At 72.2% G+C, this 22,407-nt stretch carries 24 protein-coding genes and 1 riboswitch; of the genes, 11 read left to right on the top strand and 13 right to left on the bottom strand.

Going from position 1 to position 22,407, the window contains the following annotated elements:
* Nucleotides 1–32: 32 nt before the first annotated feature.
* The 5 genes from EV378_RS19900 to EV378_RS19880 all read left to right on the top strand — a co-directional run bounded on the left by EV378_RS19900 (nt 33) and on the right by EV378_RS19880 (nt 4,461).
* Nucleotides 33–1,436 (top strand): MadS family sensor histidine kinase, encoded by a 1,404-nt coding sequence (locus tag EV378_RS19900; protein ID WP_132428524.1) that lies wholly within the window; start codon nt 33–35, stop codon nt 1,434–1,436.
* Entirely contained in the window at nt 1,433–2,116 is a 684-nt protein-coding gene (locus EV378_RS19895) for a MadR family response regulator transcription factor (RefSeq protein WP_132428522.1), read from the top strand. Before EV378_RS19900 ends, EV378_RS19895 begins: the two co-directional genes overlap by 4 nt.
* Before the next feature lie 116 nt (nt 2,117–2,232).
* Nucleotides 2,233–2,829: a hypothetical protein gene (locus EV378_RS19890; RefSeq protein WP_132428520.1), complete on the top strand. Its 597-nt coding sequence runs from the start codon at nt 2,233–2,235 to the stop codon at nt 2,827–2,829.
* A 352-nt stretch (nt 2,830–3,181) separates the two neighbouring features.
* Nucleotides 3,182–3,706, top strand: coding sequence for a gamma carbonic anhydrase family protein (locus EV378_RS19885; RefSeq protein WP_132428518.1), 525 nt, complete (start codon nt 3,182–3,184; stop codon nt 3,704–3,706).
* Between the two features lie 158 nt (nt 3,707–3,864).
* Nucleotides 3,865–4,461: a dihydrofolate reductase family protein gene (locus EV378_RS19880; RefSeq protein WP_132428516.1), complete on the top strand. Its 597-nt coding sequence runs from the start codon at nt 3,865–3,867 to the stop codon at nt 4,459–4,461.
* A 50-nt stretch (nt 4,462–4,511) separates the two neighbouring features.
* Here the strand turns inward: EV378_RS19880 and thiG are convergent, their stop codons facing one another.
* From thiG to thiO, 3 genes are all read right to left on the bottom strand, one after another.
* Nucleotides 4,512–5,276 (bottom strand): thiazole synthase, encoded by a 765-nt coding sequence (gene thiG / locus EV378_RS19875; RefSeq protein WP_132428514.1) that lies wholly within the window; start codon nt 5,274–5,276, stop codon nt 4,512–4,514.
* A 39-nt stretch (nt 5,277–5,315) separates the two neighbouring features.
* Nucleotides 5,316–5,516, bottom strand: coding sequence for a sulfur carrier protein ThiS (gene thiS, locus EV378_RS19870; RefSeq protein ID WP_132428512.1), 201 nt, complete (start codon nt 5,514–5,516; stop codon nt 5,316–5,318).
* The gene (gene thiO / locus EV378_RS19865) at nt 5,513–6,670 is read right to left on the bottom strand and encodes a glycine oxidase ThiO (protein ID WP_132428510.1); all 1,158 of its coding nucleotides are present in this window, start codon (nt 6,668–6,670) and stop codon (nt 5,513–5,515) included. Before thiO ends, thiS begins: the two co-directional genes overlap by 4 nt.
* A riboswitch (TPP riboswitch) is annotated at nt 6,663–6,774 on the bottom strand. (Overlaps the previous gene by 8 nt.)
* A gap of 32 nt (nt 6,775–6,806) precedes the next feature.
* Here thiO and thiE point away from each other — a divergent pair.
* Nucleotides 6,807–7,481, top strand: coding sequence for a thiamine phosphate synthase (gene thiE, locus EV378_RS19860; RefSeq protein ID WP_165922400.1), 675 nt, complete (start codon nt 6,807–6,809; stop codon nt 7,479–7,481).
* 58 nt (nt 7,482–7,539) lie between these two features.
* Here the strand turns inward: thiE and EV378_RS19855 are convergent, their stop codons facing one another.
* Nucleotides 7,540–8,760 carry a hypothetical protein gene (locus EV378_RS19855; protein WP_132428508.1) on the bottom strand — a complete coding sequence of 407 codons (1,221 nt, stop codon included), beginning with the start codon at nt 8,758–8,760 and terminating at the stop codon, nt 7,540–7,542.
* Between the two features lie 158 nt (nt 8,761–8,918).
* The gene (locus EV378_RS19850) at nt 8,919–9,572 is read right to left on the bottom strand and encodes a DUF3159 domain-containing protein (RefSeq protein ID WP_132432427.1); all 654 of its coding nucleotides are present in this window, start codon (nt 9,570–9,572) and stop codon (nt 8,919–8,921) included.
* 159 nt (nt 9,573–9,731) lie between these two features.
* Between EV378_RS19850 and EV378_RS19845 the strand changes: the two genes are divergently transcribed.
* Nucleotides 9,732–10,496 carry an SGNH/GDSL hydrolase family protein gene (locus EV378_RS19845; protein WP_132428506.1) on the top strand — a complete coding sequence of 255 codons (765 nt, stop codon included), beginning with the start codon at nt 9,732–9,734 and terminating at the stop codon, nt 10,494–10,496.
* Between the two features lie 96 nt (nt 10,497–10,592).
* Here EV378_RS19845 and thpD read toward each other — a convergent pair whose 3' ends face one another.
* The 4 genes from thpD to ectA all read right to left on the bottom strand — a co-directional run bounded on the left by thpD (nt 10,593) and on the right by ectA (nt 13,810).
* Nucleotides 10,593–11,495, bottom strand: coding sequence for an ectoine hydroxylase (thpD, locus tag EV378_RS19840; RefSeq protein ID WP_207908961.1), 903 nt, complete (start codon nt 11,493–11,495; stop codon nt 10,593–10,595).
* 125 nt (nt 11,496–11,620) lie between these two features.
* Nucleotides 11,621–12,013 (bottom strand): ectoine synthase, encoded by a 393-nt coding sequence (locus EV378_RS19835; RefSeq protein ID WP_132428502.1) that lies wholly within the window; start codon nt 12,011–12,013, stop codon nt 11,621–11,623.
* Nucleotides 12,014–12,021: 8 nt separating this feature from the next.
* Nucleotides 12,022–13,278 carry a diaminobutyrate--2-oxoglutarate transaminase gene (gene ectB, locus EV378_RS19830; RefSeq protein ID WP_132428500.1) on the bottom strand — a complete coding sequence of 419 codons (1,257 nt, stop codon included), beginning with the start codon at nt 13,276–13,278 and terminating at the stop codon, nt 12,022–12,024.
* 7 nt (nt 13,279–13,285) lie between these two features.
* Nucleotides 13,286–13,810 carry a diaminobutyrate acetyltransferase gene (ectA, locus tag EV378_RS19825; protein ID WP_132428498.1) on the bottom strand — a complete coding sequence of 175 codons (525 nt, stop codon included), beginning with the start codon at nt 13,808–13,810 and terminating at the stop codon, nt 13,286–13,288.
* A 395-nt stretch (nt 13,811–14,205) separates the two neighbouring features.
* Between ectA and EV378_RS19820 the strand changes: the two genes are divergently transcribed.
* The gene (locus tag EV378_RS19820; protein WP_132428496.1) at nt 14,206–14,505 is read left to right on the top strand and encodes a hypothetical protein; all 300 of its coding nucleotides are present in this window, start codon (nt 14,206–14,208) and stop codon (nt 14,503–14,505) included.
* 55 nt (nt 14,506–14,560) lie between these two features.
* Here the strand turns inward: EV378_RS19820 and EV378_RS19815 are convergent, their stop codons facing one another.
* The 3 genes from EV378_RS19815 to EV378_RS19805 all read right to left on the bottom strand — a co-directional run bounded on the left by EV378_RS19815 (nt 14,561) and on the right by EV378_RS19805 (nt 16,649).
* Nucleotides 14,561–15,418 carry a helix-turn-helix domain-containing protein gene (locus tag EV378_RS19815; protein ID WP_243653662.1) on the bottom strand — a complete coding sequence of 286 codons (858 nt, stop codon included), beginning with the start codon at nt 15,416–15,418 and terminating at the stop codon, nt 14,561–14,563.
* Between the two features lie 118 nt (nt 15,419–15,536).
* Nucleotides 15,537–15,740 carry a DUF397 domain-containing protein gene (locus EV378_RS19810; RefSeq protein ID WP_243653661.1) on the bottom strand — a complete coding sequence of 68 codons (204 nt, stop codon included), beginning with the start codon at nt 15,738–15,740 and terminating at the stop codon, nt 15,537–15,539.
* Between the two features lie 171 nt (nt 15,741–15,911).
* Complete coding sequence (locus EV378_RS19805) at nt 15,912–16,649, bottom strand: SDR family oxidoreductase (RefSeq protein ID WP_132428494.1); 738 nt, start codon at nt 16,647–16,649, stop codon at nt 15,912–15,914.
* Between the two features lie 1,125 nt (nt 16,650–17,774).
* Here EV378_RS19805 and EV378_RS19800 point away from each other — a divergent pair.
* Nucleotides 17,775–18,689, top strand: coding sequence for a hypothetical protein (locus tag EV378_RS19800; RefSeq protein WP_132428492.1), 915 nt, complete (start codon nt 17,775–17,777; stop codon nt 18,687–18,689).
* Nucleotides 18,690–19,281: 592 nt separating this feature from the next.
* Here the strand turns inward: EV378_RS19800 and tatA are convergent.
* On the bottom strand, nt 19,282–19,521 hold the full coding sequence (tatA, locus tag EV378_RS19795) for a Sec-independent protein translocase subunit TatA (RefSeq protein ID WP_132428490.1): 240 nt from the start codon (nt 19,519–19,521) through the stop codon (nt 19,282–19,284).
* 206 nt (nt 19,522–19,727) lie between these two features.
* On the opposite strand from tatA, the gene EV378_RS19790 reads away from it, so the two are divergent.
* Both EV378_RS19790 and EV378_RS19785 read left to right on the top strand, forming a co-directional pair.
* A complete protein-coding gene (locus tag EV378_RS19790; RefSeq protein ID WP_165922399.1) occupies nt 19,728–20,582 on the top strand; it encodes a HalD/BesD family halogenase in 855 nt (284 codons plus the stop codon).
* 40 nt (nt 20,583–20,622) lie between these two features.
* A complete protein-coding gene (locus EV378_RS19785; RefSeq protein WP_132428486.1) occupies nt 20,623–22,404 on the top strand; it encodes a choline/carnitine O-acyltransferase in 1,782 nt (593 codons plus the stop codon).
* Nucleotides 22,405–22,407: the final 3 nt, after the last annotated feature.

Below are 22,407 nucleotides of genomic sequence, written 5' to 3'. Positions count from 1 at the left end.
TGGTGGTCGTCCGATAGTCGTCTCCACCTGAGATGACGGCCGCCCAGTTCCCCCGTCGGCGCACCCCGGTCCCGCACGCGAACGGCGCGAGCAGGCGTCCGGACCTCGACACGCTGACCGGTCTGCGCACCGGCAAGCCGTCGTTCTACCCGGAGTACCGGGTGAACGCGGAACGCCTGCGACGGGTGATCGTCGCGCTGGACCGGATCTCCGCCGCACTGGTGCGCACGATGGAGGGGTCCGAGGCGCTGGTCCGGGCCGTCGCGAACGCCGCGGCCGACCACCTCTCGTCGGACTGGATCATCTTCGCGCTGGTCACCGGTGAGCTGCCGGACGCCCGCCCCCGACACGTGGTGCTCGGCCCGGACGCCGTCGAGTGGGTCAACCTCGCGCTCGTCCCGGAGAAGGTCCGCAGGCATGTCCAGGCCGTCCACGACGGCGTCCCGGCCGAGAGCGCGCACGGCCACGACCACGACGAGGGCCGCCGCCACCTGCACGTCCCGATCCGGCTCAACGGGCGCACCGTCGGCGGGTTCGTGGCCTGGACACCCCCGGACCGCGACATCGACGACACCGACCACTCGGTGCTGCGCATCCTGGCCGGCCAGACGGCGTCGGCGCTGCAGAACTGCGCGCTGCTCGACCGGGCGGAGCGGCTGCACGCCCGCACGGCGAAGCAGGCCGAGGACCTCCGCTCCCGCAACGACGAGCTGATGGCCACCCAGCAGGCGCTCGGTGCGGCCCGCCAGCGCGAGGTGCTGGACAACGAGCGGCACCGGATCGCCCGCGAGCTGCACGACAGCGTCACCCAGTACGCGCTGTCCGCGGGCATGCACATCGAGCTGTGCCGCACCGAGGCCGCAGGGTGGGAGGGCAGCGACACCGTGGTCGGGCACCTGGACACGGCGAAGGACCTCACCCGCCGCGCGGTGGAGCAGCTGCGCTCGGCGATCTACGCGCTGAACGACGACGACCACGGCGACAAGGACCTGCCGTCGATGCTGCGGCGGCTGTCCACCGTCCACATGCCGGACGAGCTGCGGGTCGAGGTGAAGATCGGCGGCACACCCGTCGCGCTGCCGCCGGACCACGAGCAGTCGCTGTTCCGGATCGCGGGCGAGGCGCTGTTCAACACGGCCATGCACGCGTCGGCGTCCCGGGCGATGGTCCGTCTCGCCTACCACGACGACCATGTCCGCCTCTCGGTCTCCGACGACGGCGGCGCCAACCCGGAGGAGATCCGCCGCACGCTGCGGGCCGCGCAGGTCGGCGGGCCGTCCGGCGAGCATCGCGGTCTGGTCAACATGGACGCCCGCTCCCGCGAGATGAGCGGATCCCTGCGCTTCCGCCGGTCACGGATCGGCGGTCTCCAGGTCCTCGTGGACGTCCCGCTCGGGTCGTCGAACGGGGTCCGCACGAGCGAGGAGGTGCGGTGAACTCCGCACGACCCACCACCAAGGACCCCGGTGCCGTCCGGGGCGGACCGATCCGGATCGTGCTCGTCGACGACCACTCGATCATGCGGCAGGGCCTGCGCGCCGTCCTGGAGCGCGAGGACGACCTGCGGGTCGTCGGCGAGGCCGGCAGCGGGCCGGAGGCGATCACGGCCGTGGCCGGCGGCCACCCGCACGTCGTGCTGCTCGACCTCAAGCTCGCGTCCGGGCCACAGACCGACGGCCTCGACGTCTGCCGCCAGCTCTGCGCGGCCCACCCGGGCATCGGCGTGCTCGTGCTGACCACGTTCGCCGAGGACCGGCTCGTCGTGGAGTCGGTGCAGGCGGGCGCGCGCGGCTACGTCGTCAAGGACGTGGACACGACGGAGCTGGTGCGCGCGATCCGCGCGGTGTCCCGCGGGGAGAGCGCGTTCGACGCCCGCAGCGCGTCCGCGATGGTCCGCTCGCTGTCCGGCGGCATGCCGGACCGGGAGCGGCTCACCGACCGGGAGCTCGACGTGCTGCGCCTGCTGGCCAGGGGCCTGTCCAACCGGGCGATCGGCGCCGAGCTGTTCATCTCGGAGACGACGGTGAAGTTCCACGTCGGGAACCTGATGCGCAAGCTGATGGTGTCCCGCCGCGCCGAGGCCGTCTACGCGGGGACGAAGCTCGGCCTGCTCTGAGCGCCGGCGCCCCGACCTCGCAGGCCGTCGCCCGGCCTCGCAGGCCCGGCACGCGCTGCGAGGTCCGGCGGATCCCTGCGACGTCGCCGGTCCGGGTCGCTGCGGTAGACAGTGCCATGCGCTGGTACGCCGAACGCCCCGGTCGCCTCGTCCCGCAGCTCGTCGCCGACCTGCTCGTGCTGGTCTGGATCGTGGTCGCGGTGCTCGTCGGTACCGCCGTCCGGGACGGTCTGCTCGCGTTGCAGGGACCTGCCAGGACGCTCGCCACCGCGGGCGGGCAGGTGCGGGACACGTTCACCGGGGCGTCGCAGACCGCGTCCGGCCTCCCGTTCGTCGGGGACGATCTCGCCCGCGCGCTGACCCCTGGCGTCGACGCGGGCGCAGGACTGGCCCAGGCCGGTCAGGACTACGGCGACTCGATCGGCACGCTGGCGACGGCCGCGGGACTGCTCGTCCCGCTGGCGCTGCTCCTGCCGGTGCTCCTCACGTGGCTCCCGCTGCGGCTTCGCTACGCGCGACGGGCGGGCGCCGCCGTCGCCGCCCGGTCCTCGTCGCCCGACCTGCTGGCCCTGCGCGCGCTGTCCAGGGCGCCGGTCCGCACGCTCCGGAACGTCTCCCCCGACCCGGCCGCGGACTGGCGGGCCGGCGACCCCTCCGTGACCCGGCGGCTGGCGTCGCTGGAGCTGGAGTCGCTGGGTCTCCGCTCCTTCTAGAGGGTCGACCGCCTCGCGCGGTGGTTCGAGCCGGTCGAGGGCGACCTGCGGCTCGGTGGTCGATACCGCCTGCGCGACAGCGGGACCGAGGGACCGTCGAGCGGTGCGACCCGCCGGTGCGGCTGCGCGTGCCGTGGGAGTACGAGGGCGACGTCAGCCACGTCGAGCTCACCCTGACCGCACGGCGTCCGAGAGGGCCGTGCGCCGTTCCGCCGGGCCGGCGCGGGACGGGTGGCCGCCCACGTCGCAGCCGGTGCCGATCCGGATCACGCCCGAGCGGCGTCGGAACGCACGCCGGGTTCTACGCCGGGTCCGCGCAGCCCGGCTGATCACGCGGTGGCAGGCTCGGGGCATGCCGCTCTTCTCGCTGGACGGGCTCGCGCCCACCGTGCACCCGGACGCGTTCGTCGCTCCCACCGCGACCCTCGTCGGGGACGTGCACGTCGAGGCGGGCGCCTCGATCTGGTACAACGCCGTGCTCCGCGCCGACCTCGGCGCGATCATCGTCCGCGCCGGGGCCAACGTGCAGGACGGGTCGGTGCTGCACGGCGGCGACGACCCGGTCACCGAGATCGGCGAGGGCGCGACGGTCGGGCACCTCTGTGTGGTGCACGGTGCCGTGATCGGGGCCCGCGCGGTGATCGGCAACGGCTCCACCGTGCAGGACGGCGCCCGGATCGGCGATGGCGCGATGGTCGCGGCGGGGTCGACGGTCGCGCCCAACGCCGAGCTGGACGCCGACCGGCTGATGCTGGGTTCGGCCGCGCAGGAGAAGGGCCCGCTGTCCGAAGGCGCCCGCTGGTGGGTGAAGAACAACCCGGAGTTCTACCAGCAGCTCGCCCGCCGGCACGCCGCCGGAATCGCCCCGTCCGGCTGATCGGACCGGCCGTCGCATCCGCCGCCACGGCACGGCGCCCCGCGACATCGTGACCTCGATCGGACGCGACCCGTCGTCGCCGATGACTTCCGCCCGTACCGCCGGTCGGATGCGGTGAGGGTGGCCGCCCCGAGCCGCCGGGACGCGAGGAGCATCCGATGGGCATCGTCACCTGCGACGTGGGCATCTCGGTCGACGGGTTCGTCGCCGGTCCGAACCAGAGCCCGACCGACCCGCTCGGCGCGGGCGGGGAGCGGCTGCACCGCTGGATGTTCGAGGAGTCCGACCAGCACGCCGACGAGCTCGCGGCGATCACCGAAGCCGGCGCGTTCATCATGGGCCGCAACATGTTCGCCGGTCCCGGCGACGGCCCGTGGGCACCGGACTGGACCGGCTGGTGGGGGCCGGAGCCGCCGTACCACGCGCCGGTGTTCGTGCTGACCCACCACGAGCACGCGGACATCCCGGCCGACGGCGGCACCACGTTCCACGTCGTCACCGGCGGTCCCGACGAGGCCCTCGCCCGCGCCCGTGAGGCGGCCGGGGGCCGGAACGTCGCGATCGCCGGCGGTGCCGCGACGATCAACCGCTACCTGGCAGACGGCGCGATCGACGAGCTCCGCCTGCACGTCGCACCGATCGTGCTCGGCGACGGCGAATGGCTGTTCGACGGCGTGGGCGACCCCGTGCTCACGCCGGTCTCCACCCGGTGCACACCCCTGGTCACGCACGTCCGCTACGCCGTCGGCGCCTGACCGACCGGCCGCCACGGCCGCGCGAGAGCTCCCCTGTCCGACGCGGGCAGCTAGTCCGGGTCGCGGTCCGGGGAGCTGGCCTGCGCCCAGTAGCGGCGCGGGATGCGTCCGGCGTGTCGCGCCGCGTACCCCGCCTCGACGCCCAGGCGCATGGCGTGGGCCATCCGCTCCGGGTCCGACGCGCGGGTGACGGCCGTCGCGAGCAGCACGGCGTCGCAGCCCAGCTCCATCGCCTGCGCCGCTTCGGACGCGGTGCCGATGCCGGCGTCCAGCACGACCGGGACACCCGCCTCGGCGACGATCATCTCGATGTTGTGCGGGTTGCGGATGCCCAGCCCGGTCCCGATCGGCGAGCCCAGCGGCATCACGGCGGCGCACCCGGTCTGTTCGAGCTTGCGGGCCAGCACCGGGTCGTCGTTCGTGTACGGCAGCACGACGAACCCGTCGTCGACGAGCTGTTCGGCCGCGTCGAGCAGCTCCACCGGGTCCGGCAGCAACGTGCGCTCGTCCGCGACGACCTCCAGCTTCACGAGGTCCGTCTCCAGCGCCTCCCGCGCCAGTCGTGCGGTCAGCACCGCCTCGGCCGCGCTCCGGCAGCCCGCCGTGTTCGGCAGCACCTCGATCCCGAGGCGTCGCAGCAGGTCCAGCAGACCGGTCCCGCCCGCGACGTCGACGCGGCGCATCGCGACCGTCGTCAGCTCCGTGCCGGACGCGACGAGCGCGCGTTCCAGGATCTCCAGGTTCGACGCCCCGCCGGTACCCATCACGAGCCGCGAACCGAACTTCCGGTCCCCGACGACGAGTGGTTCGGTCATGTCCCGCTCAGCTCCGTCTGTTCGCTCGGCAAGCCTCGCTCACCCTCCCTGCACGGCGGTCAGCACCTCGAGACGCGCGCCGTCGTCGAGCTCGGTCGCGGTCCAGCGGGCCCGTGGCACGACCGCGCCGTCCACGGCGACCGCGACCCCCCGCTCCGGGAACCCGCCCACGCGCATCGCATCAGCGACCGTCGACGTCCCGTCCAGGTCGTGCGCAGCGCCGTTGATCCAGACCCTCATGCTCGCTGCCCTCCCGTGAGCGAGACGGCCGGCGCGAACCGGCCAGCGGCCGCCGCACGCACCGGGTCCGGAACGGGCTCCCCGCGCAGCAGCGCACCGACGGCGTCCGCCGTGAGCGGGGCGAGCAGGATCCCGTTACGCCCGTGGCCGGTCGCGACGACGAGCCCCTCCGGCCCGAGCGCCCCGACCAGCGGCAGGTTGTCCCGGCTGCCCGGCCGCAGCCCGGCCGTCGTCTCCACCAGTGCGTACTCGGCGATGCCCGGCAGCACCCGTTCCGCGTCGCGGAGCAGGTCGCGCACCCCGCCGACAGTGACCGTCGTGTCGAAGCCGTTCTCGCTCGTCGTCGCGCCGAGGACGAGGTCGTGGCCCGGCGCGCTGCGCGGGACGGCGTACACCGGACGGCCGTCGACGAGCGCACGGACGGTTCGCGACGGCGGCGGCATCGCCCCGGCGCGGTGGGCCAGCCGCAGGATCTCGCCCTTGACCGGCCGCACCAGACCGTCGAGCACCGGGTGCAACGACGACGAGTGCGCGCCGGCGGCGACCAGCACGGCGTCCGCGTCGGTCTCGACGCCCGCGGTGTCGGTCACGCCGAGCACACGCGTCCCGTCGTCGCGCACGGCCGCGACGGCCCGCTCCTCGAGGCGCACCCCGGCGGCCGAGACCGCGGCGCGCAGCGCGTCCAGCAGCATCCGGTTGTCGACGGCGAGATCGTCCGGCACGGACAGCCCGCCCCGGACGTCCGGGCCGAGCGCGGGCTCGAGGCGCCGCAGCGCGCGGCCGGCCAGCCGCTCGACCGGGCGCCCGAGCCGGTCGAGGTGCCCGGCCAGCGTGTCCAGCTCGGTCCGGTCGCCCGATCCGGTGGCCGCGACGACCGTGCCCTCGGTCCGCAGGCCCGCGTCCCGTCCCGCCGCGGCGGACAGCCGCGCCGCGAACTCCGGCCAGCGCCGCACCGACTCCGTGCCCAGGTCGAGCAGCGCCTCCTCGCCCGGCCACGTCTCGGTGACCGGCGCGAGCATGCCGCCCGCCACCCAGGACGCGCCGGAACACGGAGCCGGGTCCAGCACCGTCACGCGCCACCCGTCGCGGGCGGCCGTCCATGCCGCGGACAGCCCGATGACACCGCCCCCGACGACCACCAAGCGATCGGTCACTCTTCCACCTCCCTGCGCCGGCATGATCCGGATCAGGTTCGACGGTCGGGACCGCGTCAGTCCCCTCTCAGCCCGCTCGCGCGCGGACTCCCGTGTTCGTCTCGTTCGTCCCACGGTACGCCGTAGGGTTCCCGCCGTGGTGGCTCGTGATGCGCAATCCCGGCGACGGCGGCTGGCCGACGCCCGCCTCTACCTGTGCACGGACGCCCGACGGGAGCGTGGCGACCTGGCCGAGTTCCTGGACGCGGCGCTGACCGGCGGCGTCGACGTGATCCAGCTGCGCGACAAGGGACCGGACGGTCCGCTCGAGGCGAAGCAGGAGCTGGCCGCGCTGGAGGTGCTCGCCGACGCCTGCGCCCGGCACGGCGCCCTGTTCTCGGTGAACGACCGCGCCGACGTCGCGCTCGCGTCCGGGGCCGACGTGCTGCACCTCGGCCAGGACGACCTGCCGGTCGCCTGGGCCCGCCGTGTCGTCGGCGACGACGTGATCGTCGGACGCTCCGCGCACAGCGCCGACGAGACGTCTGCCGCGGCGGACGAGCCGGGAGTCGACTACTTCTGCGCCGGTCCGTGCTGGCCGACACCGACGAAGCCCGGACGGTCCGCGCCCGGCCTCGACCTGGTCCGCACGGTCGCCGGTCGGACGCCGGACCGGCCGTGGTTCGCGATCGGCGGGATCGACCACGAGCGCCTGGACGAGGTGCTCGACGCGGGTGCCCGCCGCGTCGTCGTCGTGCGGGCGATCACCGAGGCGGACGACCCGGCCGACGCCGCCGCCCGTCTGTCGTCCCGGCTGCGCGCTGCGGGCTGAGCACGCGGAAGGGCCCCGGCCGGATCTCTCCGGCCGGGGCCCTTCTCGGGTGGTCGTGCTAGTTGGAGCTGTTCGCCCCGCCGCCCGAGTTCCCGTTGGCCGGCGCGGACTGCCGCTGACCGGAGTCGTTGCCCTGGGTCGGGACGATGTTGTTCAGGCCGCCCAGCGGGTTCGACGTCGCCGTCGAGCTGGAGCTGGAACCGCTGTCGCCGTTGTCGTCGTTCTGCGACGTGCCGGTGGACCCGTCCGACTGGTCGGAGCTCGGGTCGCTCGTCGACGTCGTGCTCTCCGAGGTCGACGTGCCGGTGTCCGAGTTCTGGTCGGTGGTGCTCTGCTGTGAGGTCGACGTGCCGTTGGCCACGTTGCCGATCGAGGTGCCGGAGTTGCCGCCGGTGATCGTCGAACCCTTGACCCACTCGATGCCGGTGATCAGGAACATCGCCAGCCCGAACGCGAGCAGGGCGCCGAGCACGGAGAACAGGACCTGCTTGCGGCTCATCTTCCGCAGCGTCCAGCGACGCCCGGACGACGACGGCGCCACCTGCGTCGCGCCGACCGCGGACGGGTCGATACGGACGGTCTCCTGCGAGCCCGGCCCGGCCACTCCGTTGCCGCCGTCGGCCGCGGCGGCCTGCCATGCCGCGTTGCCCGGATGACGGGCCGTGCGCCGCTCGAGCAGCTTCTGTCCCTTGTCGGTGACCTGGGCGCGGGTCGTCTCGAGTGAGCGCTGGAAGAACGTCGTCGCGACCGTCGTGATGATCGACCCGAGTGCCGCGCCCAGGATCGTGCCGACCGCGCCGAGGAACGACCCCAGCACGGCCGTCACGACGGCCGCGCCGGCACCTGCCACGATCTTGGTGAACTGCAGGTCCGACTCCGACTTCGACTTCTTCTGCTTCGTGGTGGAGTCGCCGTCGTCGGAGCCGCCTCCTGAGCCACTACCGCCAGAGCGGCCACCGGATCCGGGCGGGCCGGACACGGGCGGGGACACGATGTCGGTCGGACGGGCGTTGCCGGCGTCCGGCGTGCCCGGCCCGGGCATCATCCGCGTGGGCCGCGGCGCAGGAGCGGCCGGACGACCGCTCGACAGCGCACCGCCCGGAGGCGTCTGGCGCGGCGCGGTCGCCGGGCGCCCGCCCGGCGGTGTCGCGTTGGCCGGCGGCCGGGACGGCGTCTCGTGCCGCTGGCGGGGCAGGTGGGGGGCGTCCGGCGTCGCGGTGCGGTGACCGTGGCTGCGGGGCCGGTCCGGGCCGCGCTCCGGGTTCTGCTGGTGTGGCATGGCTCCTTGGGGGTCCGTCTCGTTCTCGAGGCTCCGGGAGGACAACGTCTCCGACGCGCTCACCCCTCCAGGCGATCACCCGTTGTGAGAGACCTCACCAGAGCACCCGAAAGATCACGGAGACATCACGAATTCTACGGCTCCACGAGGCCGGAGCGTCACCGGGGGTGACGAATACCCGGATGATCGCCCGGCAGGGCCGTACGCAGCAACGGCCAGGATGCGAGCACGCTCAGCCCTACCAGCACCGGGCTCGCGACGGTCCGGACGAGCCCCAGCAGGACCACGTCGCCCGCCAGGTACAAGGGGACGAACAGGGCGAGCCGGACAACGTACTGGGCCACCCACGCCCAGCTCGCCCGCTGGTATCCGCGGACCAGATCCGGGTCCCGCCGCCACCGGGTCCTCTGGCCGAGCACGCCTCCGACGATGACGCCGAGCAACGGCCACCGGACGACGATCGAGACCAGCCACACGAGTGCGCTCGCGGCGTTCGACACGAGCTGGAGCAGGAAGAAGTCCTCGGCCCGCCCGGTGGAGAGCGCGACCGTCGCGGCGGCCGCCACCCCCAGCAGACCGAACAGCACGGCGCGTGGCTTGCGGCCCTGCGACAGCCGGACCGCGGCGACCGCCACCGCCCCGGCGACGGCCGCACCGGACGCCCACCAGAGGGGTCCGGGGCTGGGCAGGTCGACGAGCGCCCACACCGCGACGAACAGCACCACGGGAACGGACGCGTCGACCGCACCCGCCCGGCCGCCGAGAAGGGAGGCCAGGCCCGGGTCGGGAGGGGCGACGCGGTCGCGGTCCATGCTCACGTCACTAAGGGTGCCCTATCCGAGCCGGAGATCCCACAGATCCTGGCGCACAGGGCGGAACGGGGTGATCATAGGTCGACAACCGGCCGACGCCGGGGTGAACGACAAGAGACGCCGGCCGGTCGCGGGGACCCGGTTCCGACGGGGGAGGCGGTGACCGTGGACTACCACAGCTATGTCGCGATCGGGGACAGCTTCACCGAGGGGCTCGACGACCTGACCCCGGACGGCCGCGTGCGCGGCTGGGCCGACCGGGTGGCCGAGCGGCTCGCCGTCGACCATCCCGGTCTGGAGTACGCGAACCTCGCCGTGCGCGGGAAGGTCCTCGACCAGATCGTCGACGAGCAGGTGCCAGTGGCCGAGCGGCTGCGCCCCGACCTGATCACGTTCTGCGCCGGCGGCAACGACATCATCGGTTTCGCCTGCGACACCGACGACCTGGCGGCGCGCTTCGACGCCGCACTGGGCCGGCTCGTCGCGACCGGGGCCGAGGTCCTGATCTTCACCGGCTTCGACCTGCGCCGCATGCACCCGTTCATCCGCAGGCTCCGCGGCCGTATCGCCGTCTACAACGAGTCCATGCGGGCGTCCGCCGAGCGGCACGGCTGCCGGGTCGTCGACCTGTGGGCGATGGACGTGCTGGCCGATCCGCGCGCCTGGGCGGAGGACCGGCTGCACCTGACGCCGGACGCGCACGAACGCGTCGCGCTGCGGGTGCTGGAGTTCCTCGGCGAGCCGGTGCCCGCCGACTGGCGCGCCCCGTGGCCGGCGGGCGAGCCGACGCCGTGGGTGTCCCGCCAGGCCGACGACCTGCGGTGGGTGCGCGACCACGTGATGCCCTACGTCCGCAAGCGCCTGCGCGGCGAGCACACCGGCGACGGCTACCTGCCGAAGCGCCCGGAACTGCTGCCGTTCTGACCCGCCCCGTCCCCTCCGCAACGCCGCCCCCTTCGCAACGAACGGCACCTTCGAGCAGTGTCATTGCTCGAAGGTGCCGTTCGTTCGGAGTGGGGATCAGTGCACGGGGGTGAAATCGCGCGCCCCGACGTGCTCCGGGCGGCGCGCGGGCGCGTAGTACGGCTCGCCACAGGCGTTCTCCACGCTGTTGAACACCAGGAAGATGTTCGAGCGGGAGTACGGGGTGATGTTGTCACCGGAGCCGTGCATGCAGTTCGCGTCGAAGAACGTGGCCGACCCGGCCTTCCCGGTCACCATCGCGATGCCGTGCCGCTCGGCCAGCGCGGTGATCGAGTCGTCGTCCGGCGTCCCGATCTCCTGCTCCTTCAGGGAGCTGAGGTGGTTGTCCTCCGGCGTCTCACCGACGCAGGAGACGAACGTCCGGTGCGACCCCGGCATGATCATCAAGCAGCCGTTGAACGCGTGGTTGTCGGTCAGCGAGATCGAGCAGGAGACCGCACGCGGCGAGGGCATGCCGTCCTCGGAGTGCCAGGTCTCGAAGTCCGAGTGCCAGTAGAAGCCGCCGCCGCCGAACCCGGGCTTGTAGTTGATCCGGCTCTGGTGGACGTAGACGTCCGAGCCGAGAATCTGGCGAGCGCGGGAGAGCACGCGCTCGTCGGCCACCAGGCGGGCGATCGCGTTCGAGATCCTGTGGACCTCGAAGATCGAGCGGACCGACTGCGAGTCCGGCTCGATGACGCACCGCTCGTCGGCGCGGACGGCGGGGTCGCCCGCGAGGCGGTCCAGCTCGGCCTGGTAGCCGGCGACCTCCTCGCTGTTCAGCAGCCCGGGGACCTGGACGAAGCCGTCCCGGGCGTGCGCGGCCAGCTCCTGGGCCCCGAACATCCCGGCGCTCGTCTCGTCACCCCAGACGGTCGGTTCCGTTCGTTCGACGAACGCGGGCGTCGTCGAGACCCGGGTGGAGTAGCGGTCCGCGGTCCTGGCTTCGCTGCCTGCCACGGCAGTCATGAAGCATTCCTCCTCGGTATCTGTATCCCTTCGACGGGTGAGGTGTCCTGGTACTCAAGACGAAGGGGTGTTCCCGCCGACTACCGGCGGAAACACCCCTTCGTGAGACGGTGCGACTACTCGGTGATCAGCGGGTAGACGCCGTTCTCGTCGTGGACCTCCCGGCCGGTGACCGGCGGGGTGAACACGCAGACGGTCTTCATCAGAGTCTTCGGGCGCAGCTGGTGCTTCTCGTTACCGCTCAGCACGTAGATCGAGCCGGGCGCCAGCTGGTACGTGATGTCGTTGTCCTTGTCGTAGAGCTCGCCCTCACCTTCGGTGATGAAGACGGCCTCGATGTGGTTCGCGTACCAGAAGTCGTTGATCGTGCCCGGCTGGAGCACGGTCTCGTGCACTGAGAACCCGACGCCGTCCTTCGCGAGGACGATGCGCTTGCTGCGCCACTGCTTGTTCTCGGCTTCGACGTCCCGCTCGGTGTCGGTGATCTCGTCGAGGGTGCGGACGATCATGTTGTTGCTCAGCTCCCGGTGACGGTTCGTACGGACTCCGCGATGATGGCAAGTCCCTCGTCGAGCTCATCATCGGAGGTCGTCAACGGCGGCAGCAACTTCAGGACCTCGTCGTCCGGGCCTGCCGTCTCCAGCAGGAGCCGGTGCTCGAACGCCTTGGCCGCGACCTTCTCGGCCAGGCCCTCCTCGTCGAACTGGATGCCGCGGGCCATGCCCCGGCCCTTCTGGAAGCACTCGGTCGTGCCGGTCGTGTCCTTGACGATCTTCGCGAACGCCTCTTCGATCTTCTCGCCCTTGCGGAGGGTGTCGCGCTCCAACACGTCGTCGGACCACCAGTGGCGCAGCGTGTGGGTCGCCGTGACGAAGGCCGGGTTGTTGCCGCGGAACGTGCCGTTGTGCTCGCCGGGACCCCACTGGTCGTACTCCGGCTTGATCAGCACCAGCGCCATCGGCAGGCCGTATCCGGAGATCGACTTCGAGATCGTCACGATGTCCGGCTGGATTCCCGCGATCTCGAACGAGAAGAACGGGCCGGTCCGCCCGCAGCCCATCTGCACGTCGTCGACGATCATCAGCAGGCCCTTGCGGGTGCACAGGTCGCGCAGGCCCTGCAGCCACTCGATGCGCGCCGGGTTCAGACCACCCTCGCCCTGGACCGTCTCCACGATGACCGCGGCCGGGTCGTTCAGGGAGGAGCCGGCGTCGTCGAGGACCTTCTCGAACCAGAGGAAGTCGGGGAACTTGCCGTCGAAGTAGTTGTCGAACGGCATCGGCGTCGAGTGCACGAGCGGGATACCGGCGCCGCCGCGCTTCATCGAGTTGCCGGTGACCGACAGCGCGCCCAGCGTCATGCCGTGGAACGCGTTCGTGAAGTTGATCAGCGCTTCCTTGCCGGTGATCTTGCGCGCCAGCTTCAGGGCGGATTCGACGGCGTTCGCCCCGGTCGGTCCGGGGAACTGCACCTTGTAGTCGAGGCCGCGCGGCTTGAGGATCACGTCCTCGAACGTGTGCAGGAACTCGCCCTTGGCCGTGGTGTACATGTCCAGGCCGTGGGTGATGCCGTCGCGCTGGAAGTACTCCAGGAGCGGACCCTTGAGCACCTCGGGATTGTGCCCGTAGTTCAGCGCACCGGCCCCGCCGAAGAAGTCGAGGTAGGAATTGCCGTCGACGTCGGTGAGCCGGCTGCCCTTCGCGGTGTCGAACACGACCGGCCAGTTCCGGCAGTAGCTGCGAACCTCGGACTCGAGATCCTCGAAAACGGTCATGAATCCTCTACCCCTTGATGGCAGGTCGGATGCTGTACAGGAACTCGGGCTCGTGCTCGTCGCCGAGGAGATCACGCCCGAACAGTTCGGTGTTGTCGATCGTCAGGCCCTGACGCTTCGCGAACGCGGTGAACAGGGCGATCGACGACTCGTTGTCCGGCGTGATCGTCGTCTCCATCCGGTCGGCGCCGGGTGCCGCGGCGAACACCGCGTCGAGCATCCGGCCGCCGACACCCGCACCCTGGGCGGCGGACGAGACGCACACCTGCCAGACGAACACCGTCGTCGGCGCCTCGGGGCGCATGTAGCCGGTCACGTAGCCGACGACGTCGCCGTCCCGCCGTGCGACGACGGACGTCTGCGCGAAGTCCCGGCACCAGAGTGCGTAGGCGTAGCGGGGCTTGGCGTCGAGCACACCGGAGGCGACGGCGAGTTCCCACATGCGCACGCCGTCGGCCACGGACGGGGAGCCGATCACGATGTCGGATCCGGGATCGGCCTTGCGTCTTTCGGCCTTCTCGGGTGCGGTCATGTCGACCGAAACTAACAGCCGCATTCGGACGACGCAGGTCCTGCGTGCGCCCCCGGTACCCGTGCGCTGCACGTTCTGTGACGCGTCACACCTGCGGAACGGTCCAGCCGCGGCTCCCGTTCGGCACCGGTATCCGCAGATGGACCGGCCTGTGACGGTCGGCCGTGCGCCCGGTGTCCGGAACGCCACCCGAGCACCCGAGCCCCGGGATGCGTGTCGCTCACCACTCTGTGCCACCGCGACGGGAAAGGGTTCGGCCGATCGTGCGGATGCACTTGCATCTGCACGCTCCGCGTCGCACTATGGATGTTCCGCCCCACCGCCCCGGAGGTGCCCGTCGTGCCAGTCCTGCGACTCCGCTCGGACCTCGGCGCGTGCACGCCGGAGGGCCTGCGATGAACCGCCGCGCCCCGGTCGCCGACGCCGAGACCGTCGAACAGAACGCTCTCGTCACCTGCGCCCGTGACGGTCGGACGCACGCCGTGGCGCACGCCGTGCTCTCCGAGTCGCTGGCGGCCGGGACGGGCCACTGCACGGCCGTCTGCGGGCACATGGTGCTCCCCGCGTCGCTGTCCAGCCCGCCCGGATCACGGTGCGCGCTGTGCGACGAGGCGACCGTCGTCCCGCTCGACACGCGACGGGACTCGCGTCGCCGCTGGGGCACCCGGCGTCCGTACCTGCGGCCCCAGTTCTAGTGCCGTCGCGCAACGTCGGTGCCGGAATCGGTGCCGAACGTTTCGCGATGCGGCACTAGAGTTCGCGACCGATCCGTTCCAGGACGGCCGGAGCCCCTTCCGGACACACGCTGATCTCGCACAGGCGCCGCATCGCCTCGTCGTAGCGATCGACGTCCGCGTGTTTGTCCAGGTAGAGCGCGCTGGTGAGGTGCTCGAGGTAGACGATCGGCGGCAGCTCCGGATCGGCGAAGTCCAGGATGCTGAACGCGCCGCCGGCGGCCGGATGCATGCCGGCGCGGAACGGCACGATCCTCAGCTCCACCGACGGGGCCTCGCTCATCTCCGCCAGGTGCCGTAGCTGACGGCGCATGGCATCGACGCCGGGTAGCGGGCGGCGCAGGGCCGTCTCGTCGACGACGGCGACGAACCGCGGCCCCGCTTCGGAGTCCAGGAGCCGCTGGCGACGCATCCGGACGTCGACGGCGCGGCCGTCCGGATCGGGAGCGCGCCCGAGGCCGACGACGACGCGCGCGTACTCCTCGGTCTGCAGCAGACCGGGGACGAACTGCATCTCGTAGTTGCGGATCGTCGCCGCGGCGGGCTCCAGACCGAGATAGGTCTCGAACCACGACGGCAGGACGTCGCCGTACTGCTGCCACCACCCCGGCTGGTTGGCGCGGTGCGCGAGGTCCAGCAGCTGGTCACGGTCCGGGCCGTCGCCGATGCCGTAGAGGGCGAGGAGGTCGGACACGTCGCGGTCCTTGAACCGGACCCGGCCCAGCTCGAGTCGGCTGATCTTGGCGTGCGACCCGCGGATGGCCGCACCGGCGTCCTCGCGGGTCACCCCGGCCCGTTCACGCAGCCTGCGCAGCTGACCGCCGAAGATCATCCGCAGTGCGGTCGGCCCCGGATCGTCCGCCGGAACCGGCACCCCGGTCACCGCGGGCCCTGCTCGTCCGCCATCCGCCACTCCGCCGCATCCCGTGTCCGGACGGCGCAGCCGCTCGGCCGAACGGAGTCAGCATCGCACAGGGCGGTTCATGTCGCCCTCAGCGCTCGTCGAGCGCGCCGTCGCGGACCATCCCGAGGAACGCGTCGAGCGCCACGGCGGGGTAGTCGAGCACGGCACCGTGCGGATCCCGGGAGTTGCGCATGCCGACGCGGCCGTGCTCCAGCATTGCCAGTTCGACACAGTTGCCCTGAGGGTTGCTCGCGCTGCTCTTCCGCCAGACCCTGGTCGTGCCGTCTTCCATTGCGTCGTCCCCTCGCTGGAGTTGCATCCGCAATTGCAGATGCACCTGACAAGCGTAGTGTGCAATCGGACCCCGACACGTGCTTCAAGATCGGCACCGGGAGCGGCTCAACGCCATCGACGGCGCGCCGAGCGGTGCGGACGTCGGCCACCTCGCCGGTCACCGCACCATTCAGCGACCGCCCGTCACGTCCAGGACGGCGCCCGTCACGTAGCTCGCCTCGTCGCCGAGCAGCCAGGCGATCGCCCCGGCGACCTCCTCCGGCCGTCCGGCCCGCGCCATCGGAACCGCCGACGCCACCCGCGCCGCACGCCCCGGCTCTCCCGCCCTGGCGTGGAACTCGGTGTCGATCAGACCGGGCCGGACGGCGTTGACCCGGATCCCGTCCGCGGCGACCTCCTTGGCCAGGCCGACGGTCAGCGCCTCGGTACCGGCCTTCGCCGCGGCGTAGTCGACCCACTCCCCCCGCGCGCCCAGCACGGCAGCCCGGGACGTGACGTGCACGATCGCGCCGCCGGACCCTCCGAGCCGCGGGGCCATCCGCCGCACCGCCTCCCGCGAGCACAGCACCGCCCCGCGCAGGTTCAGCGCCAGGACCTCGTCGATCCGCTCCGCGCTCATGTCCTCGACGCGCTGCAACGACGGCGCCGCACCCGCGTTCGCGACGAGTCCGGTGATCGGACCCGCCTCGTCGAACATCCGCACCACATCGGACTCGACGGCCAGGTCGGCCCCGATCACGACGGCCCGCACGCCGGCGTCGCGACAGTCCCGCGCGACGCTCTCGATCTCCTCGCCCGGATGACGACAGGCCAGTGCGAGATCGACGCCCCGGCTCGCGAGCAACCGCGCCGTCGCCGCTCCGATGCCGCGACTCGCGCCCGTGACCAGTGTCGTCCCGCCACTCATCAGCGCAGGCTAACCGCCACGCCCCACAGGCATCCGCGCCCGAGCCGCGACGACGCGATCCGAGCCGACGACGCGATCCGAGCTGACGAACGCGCTCCAAGCCGACGACGCGCGCTGATCCGACGAACGCGCTCCAAGCCGACGAACGCGCGCTAATCCGCAGAACGCGCGCTGATCCGGCCGATGCGCCGAGATCCGGGGAATGCACGCGATCGGTCGCGCGCGTACTCCCAACATGCGCGCGTTCTCCTGCTTGGCGGGCGTGTTCTCCGACCGGCTTTCACGCTCCGAGCTCGCGCACGCACCGAGATCCGGCCAACGCACCGAGATCCGGCCAACGCACGCGCTCAGTCGCGCGCGTACTCCCCTTCGGCGCGCGTTACCCGGTCTGGCGACGTGCTCCGGTCGGCTTCCGCGCCTCGAACCCGGCGAACACGCTGCGAACCGTCGAACGCCCCGAGATCCGGCCAACGCAGCCGCTCAGTCGCGCGCGTACTCCCGTTCTGCGCGCGTTCCCCGGTCTGGTGGCGTTCTGTCGGCTTCCCCGCCTCGAACCGGTCGGACGCGCCGCGAACCGGCTAACGCGCCGCGATCCGGCTAACGCGCTGCGATCCGGCCAACGCGCTGCGATCCGGCCAACGCGCCGCGATCCGGCCAACGCGCCGCGATCCGGCCAACGCGCCGCGATCCGGTAGACGCGCCGCGATCCGGTAGACGCGCCGCGATCCGGTAGACGCGCCGCGATCCGGTAGACGCTCGCGCCCTGGGGCGCGCGTGCTCCCACCCTGCGCGCGTTCGCCGCTCGAGCGGGCGTGATCGCCGGCCGTCCGTCGAACGCGGTCGTCCGCAGAACGCGCGCTGATCCGATAGATGCTCACCGGTTCGGAGAACGCTCGTGTTTCGACGCGCGCATTCTCCGCGACGGAGCGCGTTCGCTGTCCGGATACGCGTTCGACTGGCGGTCGGGCATACGCGCACCGGGTTCGGCGAACGCACGCGTTCGGTCGCCGCGACCTCCGACGTGTCGGGCGTTTGATGATGCCGGCTGTCCACAACCTGAAGCCGTTGTCCACAGCTCGTCCGATCGCGGCGTCAGATGCGTCCGGGTCGGCGACCGTCGGTCTTGTGACCGATCTCCTGCTCCGCCCCGACCTGCTCCGCCGTGGCATGTCCGAGGACGACGTCCGACGGGCCCTCCGCACCGGCGAGATCGCCCCGTTGCGGCCCGGCGCCTACCTCGACGCGACCGACCCGCGGTGGCGCGACGCCGACGAACGACATCGCGCACTGACCGAGGCCACCTACGCCCAGCTCGCGCCCGGTGCAGTCGTCAGCCACGTGTCGGCAGCGGTCCGCCATCGGCTTCCGGTGTGGGGAGTCCCGCTGGGAACCGTCCACATCAGCCGAGATCGCCGATCCGGTGGCCGCGCCGGACGTCGACTGCGCTCGTATGCGACCTCCCTGGCATCCGACGAGATCGTGCTGGTCGACGGCCTGCCCACCACTTCGGTGGCACGAACCGTGGTCGACGTGGCGCGCTCTACCCCGTTCGAGACGGCGGTCGCGATCGCCGACGCGGCTCTGCACACCGAGGTCGTCGACGCGCACGAGTTGGCGGCCGCCGTGCTGGCGGCGGGCGGACGACGGGGAGCGGGCCGGGCCCGCTCGGTGATCGCGTTCGCCGACGCCCGCGCGGACGGTCCCGGCGAGTCCCGCGCCCGCGTCCGGATGGACGTCCTCGGCGTCGCGCATCCAGTGCTCCAACACCGGTTCGACGACGCACGGGGCCGACATGTCGGGACCGTCGACTTCTGGTGGCCGCGAGAGGGCATCATCGGCGAGTTCGACGGCATGGAGAAGTACGGCCGCTCGCTTCGCCCCGGCGAGAAGCTGGGAGACGCCGTCATGCGGGAGAAGCGAAGGGAGGACGCCTTACGTGCTCAGCCCGGGGTCCGCACCGTCGTGAGGTGGACCTGGGACGAGATCGCCGACTTCGACGCCGTCGCGGCTCGCCTCCCCCAGGTCACTCGCGCGTCGTGATCCGCGGAACGCATGCGTCCCGCGAGAACGCGCGCGACAGAACACCCGCGTCCGCCGGATCAACGCGCGTTCCCCGGATCAGCGCGCGCTCGCCGGACCGGTGCACGTTCCCCCGGACCGGTGCGCGTTTCCCGGACCAACGCGCGTTCCTCGGACCAACGCGCGTTTCCCAGATCGGCGCCCGTTCGCCGGACCGGCGCCCGTTCGCCGGACCGGCGCACGTTCCCCGGACCGGTGCGCGTTCGCCGGACCGGTGCGCGTTTCCCAGATCGGCGCGCGTTCGCCGGACCGGTGCGCGTTTCCCAGATCGGCGCGCGCTCGCCGGACCGGTGCGCGTTTCCCAGATCGGCGCGCGCTCGCCGGACCGGTGCGCGTTTCCCAGATCGGCGCGCGCTCGCCGGACCAGCGCACGTTCCCCAGGTCAGCGTTCCCCGGACCAGCGCACGTTCCCCAGGTCAGCGTTCCCCGGACCAGCGCGCTCCCCGGACCAGCGCGCTCCCCGGATCTGCGCGTTCCCCTGACCAGTGCGCTCGCCGGACCAGTGCGCGTTCCCCGGACCGACGCGCCTCCGGGTTCCCCGCGCGCGGGCGGATCAGGTCGCGTCGGTGCGTGTCGCGGCCGGAGCCGGGACGGCGGGCGGTTCGACGGCGGTCGGGGCGGCCGTCGGCGTCCCGGGCGTCTCCTCGTCCTCGCGCAGGCCGCGCATCTCCCCGCGCAGGACGCGGGTCGACTGCCCCACGGAACGGGCCAGGTCGGGCAGCTTCTTCGCGCCGAACAGCAGCACGAGAACGCCGATGACGATCAGCCAGTGCGTCGGGCTCATGGCACCCATGGGATGACTCCTCGTCTGTACGTCGACCACGGTGTCTCACCCGCGGCAACGAACCCGTCGTGGCCCGGATTCGATCCCGCCACCCCCAACCGGGGGGTCAGGTCACGGCATGGACACGGTACGTCGCCGCCGGTTTGAATGATCCCGCGGTCCGTCCGGACCCGTCGACGCCGCCGACCGGCGAAGGAGGGAGCGCGGTGAGGGCCGTGTCACGAACGGACGTCTCCGACGTGATCGACACCGAGCGTTACCCGCTGCACGACCCGTCGGCCCCGGCCTGGACGTCGGCCGTCGCCCGCGCCAGAAAGGGACTGGCCTCGACGGGATGTGCCGTGCTGCCGGGCGTCGTACCCCCGTCGGTCCTGGAGCGGCTGCACGACGAGGGCGACCGGGTCGCTCCGGATGCGCACTACGAGACGCGGGTCGTGAACGTCTACAACACCGCGCCGGACCCGACGCTGCCGCCGGACCATCCGGCGCGGGTGCCACTGGAGCGGGGCAACGCGTTCGTCGCGCGGGACCGGATTCCCGAGGACCTGGCGGTCCACCGCCTGTACCGCGACCCCGGTTTCCGGCGGTTCCTGTCGGCGTGCGCCGACATGGGCGAGCTGCACGAGCTCGCCGACCCGCTCGCCGGCCTGTGCCTGAACGTCGTCACGCCCGGCCGTTCACACCCGTGGCACTTCGACACGAACGAGGTCGCGATCAGCCTGCTCACCCGCGCCCCGGAGGCGGGCGGGGTGTTCGAGTACTGCCCGGACATCCGGTCGGCGGGTGACGAGAACACGGCTGCCGTCGCCGACGTCCTGGCCGGGCGTGGGGAGCACCTGGTCCGGCGGATCACCCTCAACCCGGGCGACCTGCAGATCTTCCGCGGCCGGTACTCGTTGCACCGCGTGACCGAGGTGTCCGGATCCGGATCCCGGCACAGCGCGATCTTCTCCTACAGCTCCCGACCCGGGGTGGTCGGCAGCGAGGAGCGGACCCGCCAGCTGTTCGGACGGGTGCTGGCCGAGCACGTCGCCCCGCGCGGCGTGCGCGTCGACGAGCTGATGGACTGAGGCCCGCTCCCCCGGCGACAACGAAGCGAGGACGACCCGCGTGACCGAGACTTCGACCCGCACGTTCGGCAACGAGGACGCGCTGCCCCACGTGCCGCTTCCGTCCGTCGAGGACTCCGCCCAGCGCTTCCTCGAGTGGTGCGCCCCGCTCCTCGACGACCCGCAGCGCGCCGAGACGGAGGCTGCCGTGCGCGAGCTGCTCGCGCCGGACAGTCCGGTGTGGACGCTGCAGGCCGATCTGGAGCGTTTCGCCGAGGGCGCCCACAGCTGGCTCGACGAGTTCTGGCCGCGCCGCTACCTCGGCCGCCGGGACCGGATCGCGGTCAACGCGAACTTCTTCTTCCAGTTCCACCCGACCGGCGCCGACCAGCCGGTCCGCGCCGCCGAGCTGACCGTCGCGGCCCTCGGACACAAGGCCCAGCTCGACGACGAGTCGTTCCCGCCGCTGGTCAACCGCGGTGTGCCGCAGTCGATGGAGCAGTCGAAGCACCTGTTCTCCACGACCCGGATCCCCGGCGACCCGCAGGACTCGGTGCGCACCCCGTACACCGACGACTGGCCGGGACCGTCGACCGAGCGGCACGTCGTCGTGTTCTCCCGCGGCCGGATGTACACACTGGACGTCATCGGGCCCGAGGGCGTCCCGCACACGGTGGACGAGATCGCGGCCGGGATGCGGGCCGTGCTGGCGTCGGCGTCCGAGCGCGCGCCGGTGGACGAGTCGGTCGGCTCACTGACTACGAAGGCCCGTGCCGACTGGGCCGCGGTCCGCGCCCGGCTGGACCAGGCCTCCGTCGACCTCGTCGAACGCGCGCTGTTCTGTGTCTGCCTCGACGACGTGACGCCCGCCGACGAGCACGAGGCGTGCCGACATCTGCTGGCCGGCGACAGCGGAAACCGGTGGTTCGACAAGGCCGTCTCGCTGCTCGTGCTGGCCGACGGCTCGTGCGGGATCAACATCGAGCACTGCGAGCTGGACGGAACGACGGTCCTCACGCTCGTCGACGCCATGTTCGACGAGCCGGTGGAGACCCACGCGGAGCGGATCGGCACCCGATCGCAGGGCGATCCCGCGGTCGCGCCGGTCGAGTGGGATCTCGACGACGCGCTGCGCGCCGAGATCCGGTCCGCCGCCGAGGAGTTCGACGCCTACCTCGCCGCGACCGCGACCCAGCCGATCACGTTCGACGACTTCGGCGCCGAGGACGCGAAGGCGCTGAAGTGCTCGCCGGACGCGTTCGTGCAGATGGCCTACCAGCTCGCGCACCGCAGGGCGAAGGGCCTGACCGGCGCGACGTACGAGTCGATCGCGACCCGGCAGTTCCACCACGGCCGCACCGAGGCGATGCGCGTGGTGACGCCGGAGATCGTGGCGTTCGTCGACGCGATGCAGTCCTCCGACGCGTCCGACGACGCGAAGCGCGAGGCGTTCCGGGCCGCAGCGGCCGCACACGGCAAGCGCGCCAAGGAGAGCCAGGCGGGCGACGCTCCGGAGCAGCACCTCTGGGAGCTGCAGCTGATCCAGGAACGTCGAGGGGCCGAACTCGGCGCCACCGCACCGATGGCGCTGTTCGACTCGCCCGGCTGGCAGATCATGCGCAGCGACTATCTGTCGACGAGCTCGGCGCCGTCGACGAACATCCGCTATTTCGGCTTCGGCTCGACGAGTCCACAGTGCATCGGAGTCGCGTACGTGCTGCTGCCGGACCGGCTGCACGTCCACCTGAGCACGCCGGAGTCGGTGGCGGACGAGATGTACCGCTACGCCGACGAGCTGCGCACGGCCGTCGCGGAGCTGCGGGAGCTGCTCGGCTCGGAGTAAACG

The organism is Pseudonocardia endophytica (assembly GCF_004339565.1).
GTDB lineage: Bacteria > Actinomycetota > Actinomycetes > Mycobacteriales > Pseudonocardiaceae > Pseudonocardia > Pseudonocardia endophytica.
Note: the sequence above shows the minus strand (reverse complement) of the source record. Positions and strands in the feature narration are given on the sequence as shown.

Coding starts and splice junctions, on each gene's coding strand:
- EV378_RS19900 (WP_132428524.1), top strand. CDS start 33: ATGACGGCCGCCCAGTTCCCCCGTCGGCGCACCCCGGTCCCGCACGCG.
- EV378_RS19890 (WP_132428520.1), top strand. CDS start 2,233: ATGCGCTGGTACGCCGAACGCCCCGGTCGCCTCGTCCCGCAGCTCGTC.
- EV378_RS19885 (WP_132428518.1), top strand. CDS start 3,182: ATGCCGCTCTTCTCGCTGGACGGGCTCGCGCCCACCGTGCACCCGGAC.
- EV378_RS19880 (WP_132428516.1), top strand. CDS start 3,865: ATGGGCATCGTCACCTGCGACGTGGGCATCTCGGTCGACGGGTTCGTC.
- thiG (WP_132428514.1), bottom strand. CDS start 5,276: ATGACCGAACCACTCGTCGTCGGGGACCGGAAGTTCGGTTCGCGGCTC.
- thiS (WP_132428512.1), bottom strand. CDS start 5,516: ATGAGGGTCTGGATCAACGGCGCTGCGCACGACCTGGACGGGACGTCG.
- EV378_RS19855 (WP_132428508.1), bottom strand. CDS start 8,760: ATGCCACACCAGCAGAACCCGGAGCGCGGCCCGGACCGGCCCCGCAGC.
- EV378_RS19850 (WP_132432427.1), bottom strand. CDS start 9,572: ATGGACCGCGACCGCGTCGCCCCTCCCGACCCGGGCCTGGCCTCCCTT.
- EV378_RS19835 (WP_132428502.1), bottom strand. CDS start 12,013: ATGATCGTCCGCACCCTCGACGAGATCACCGACACCGAGCGGGACGTC.
- ectB (WP_132428500.1), bottom strand. CDS start 13,278: ATGACCGTTTTCGAGGATCTCGAGTCCGAGGTTCGCAGCTACTGCCGG.
- ectA (WP_132428498.1), bottom strand. CDS start 13,810: ATGACCGCACCCGAGAAGGCCGAAAGACGCAAGGCCGATCCCGGATCC.
- EV378_RS19820 (WP_132428496.1), top strand. CDS start 14,206: ATGAACCGCCGCGCCCCGGTCGCCGACGCCGAGACCGTCGAACAGAAC.
- EV378_RS19810 (WP_243653661.1), bottom strand. CDS start 15,740: ATGGAAGACGGCACGACCAGGGTCTGGCGGAAGAGCAGCGCGAGCAAC.
- EV378_RS19805 (WP_132428494.1), bottom strand. CDS start 16,649: ATGAGTGGCGGGACGACACTGGTCACGGGCGCGAGTCGCGGCATCGGA.
- tatA (WP_132428490.1), bottom strand. CDS start 19,521: ATGGGTGCCATGAGCCCGACGCACTGGCTGATCGTCATCGGCGTTCTC.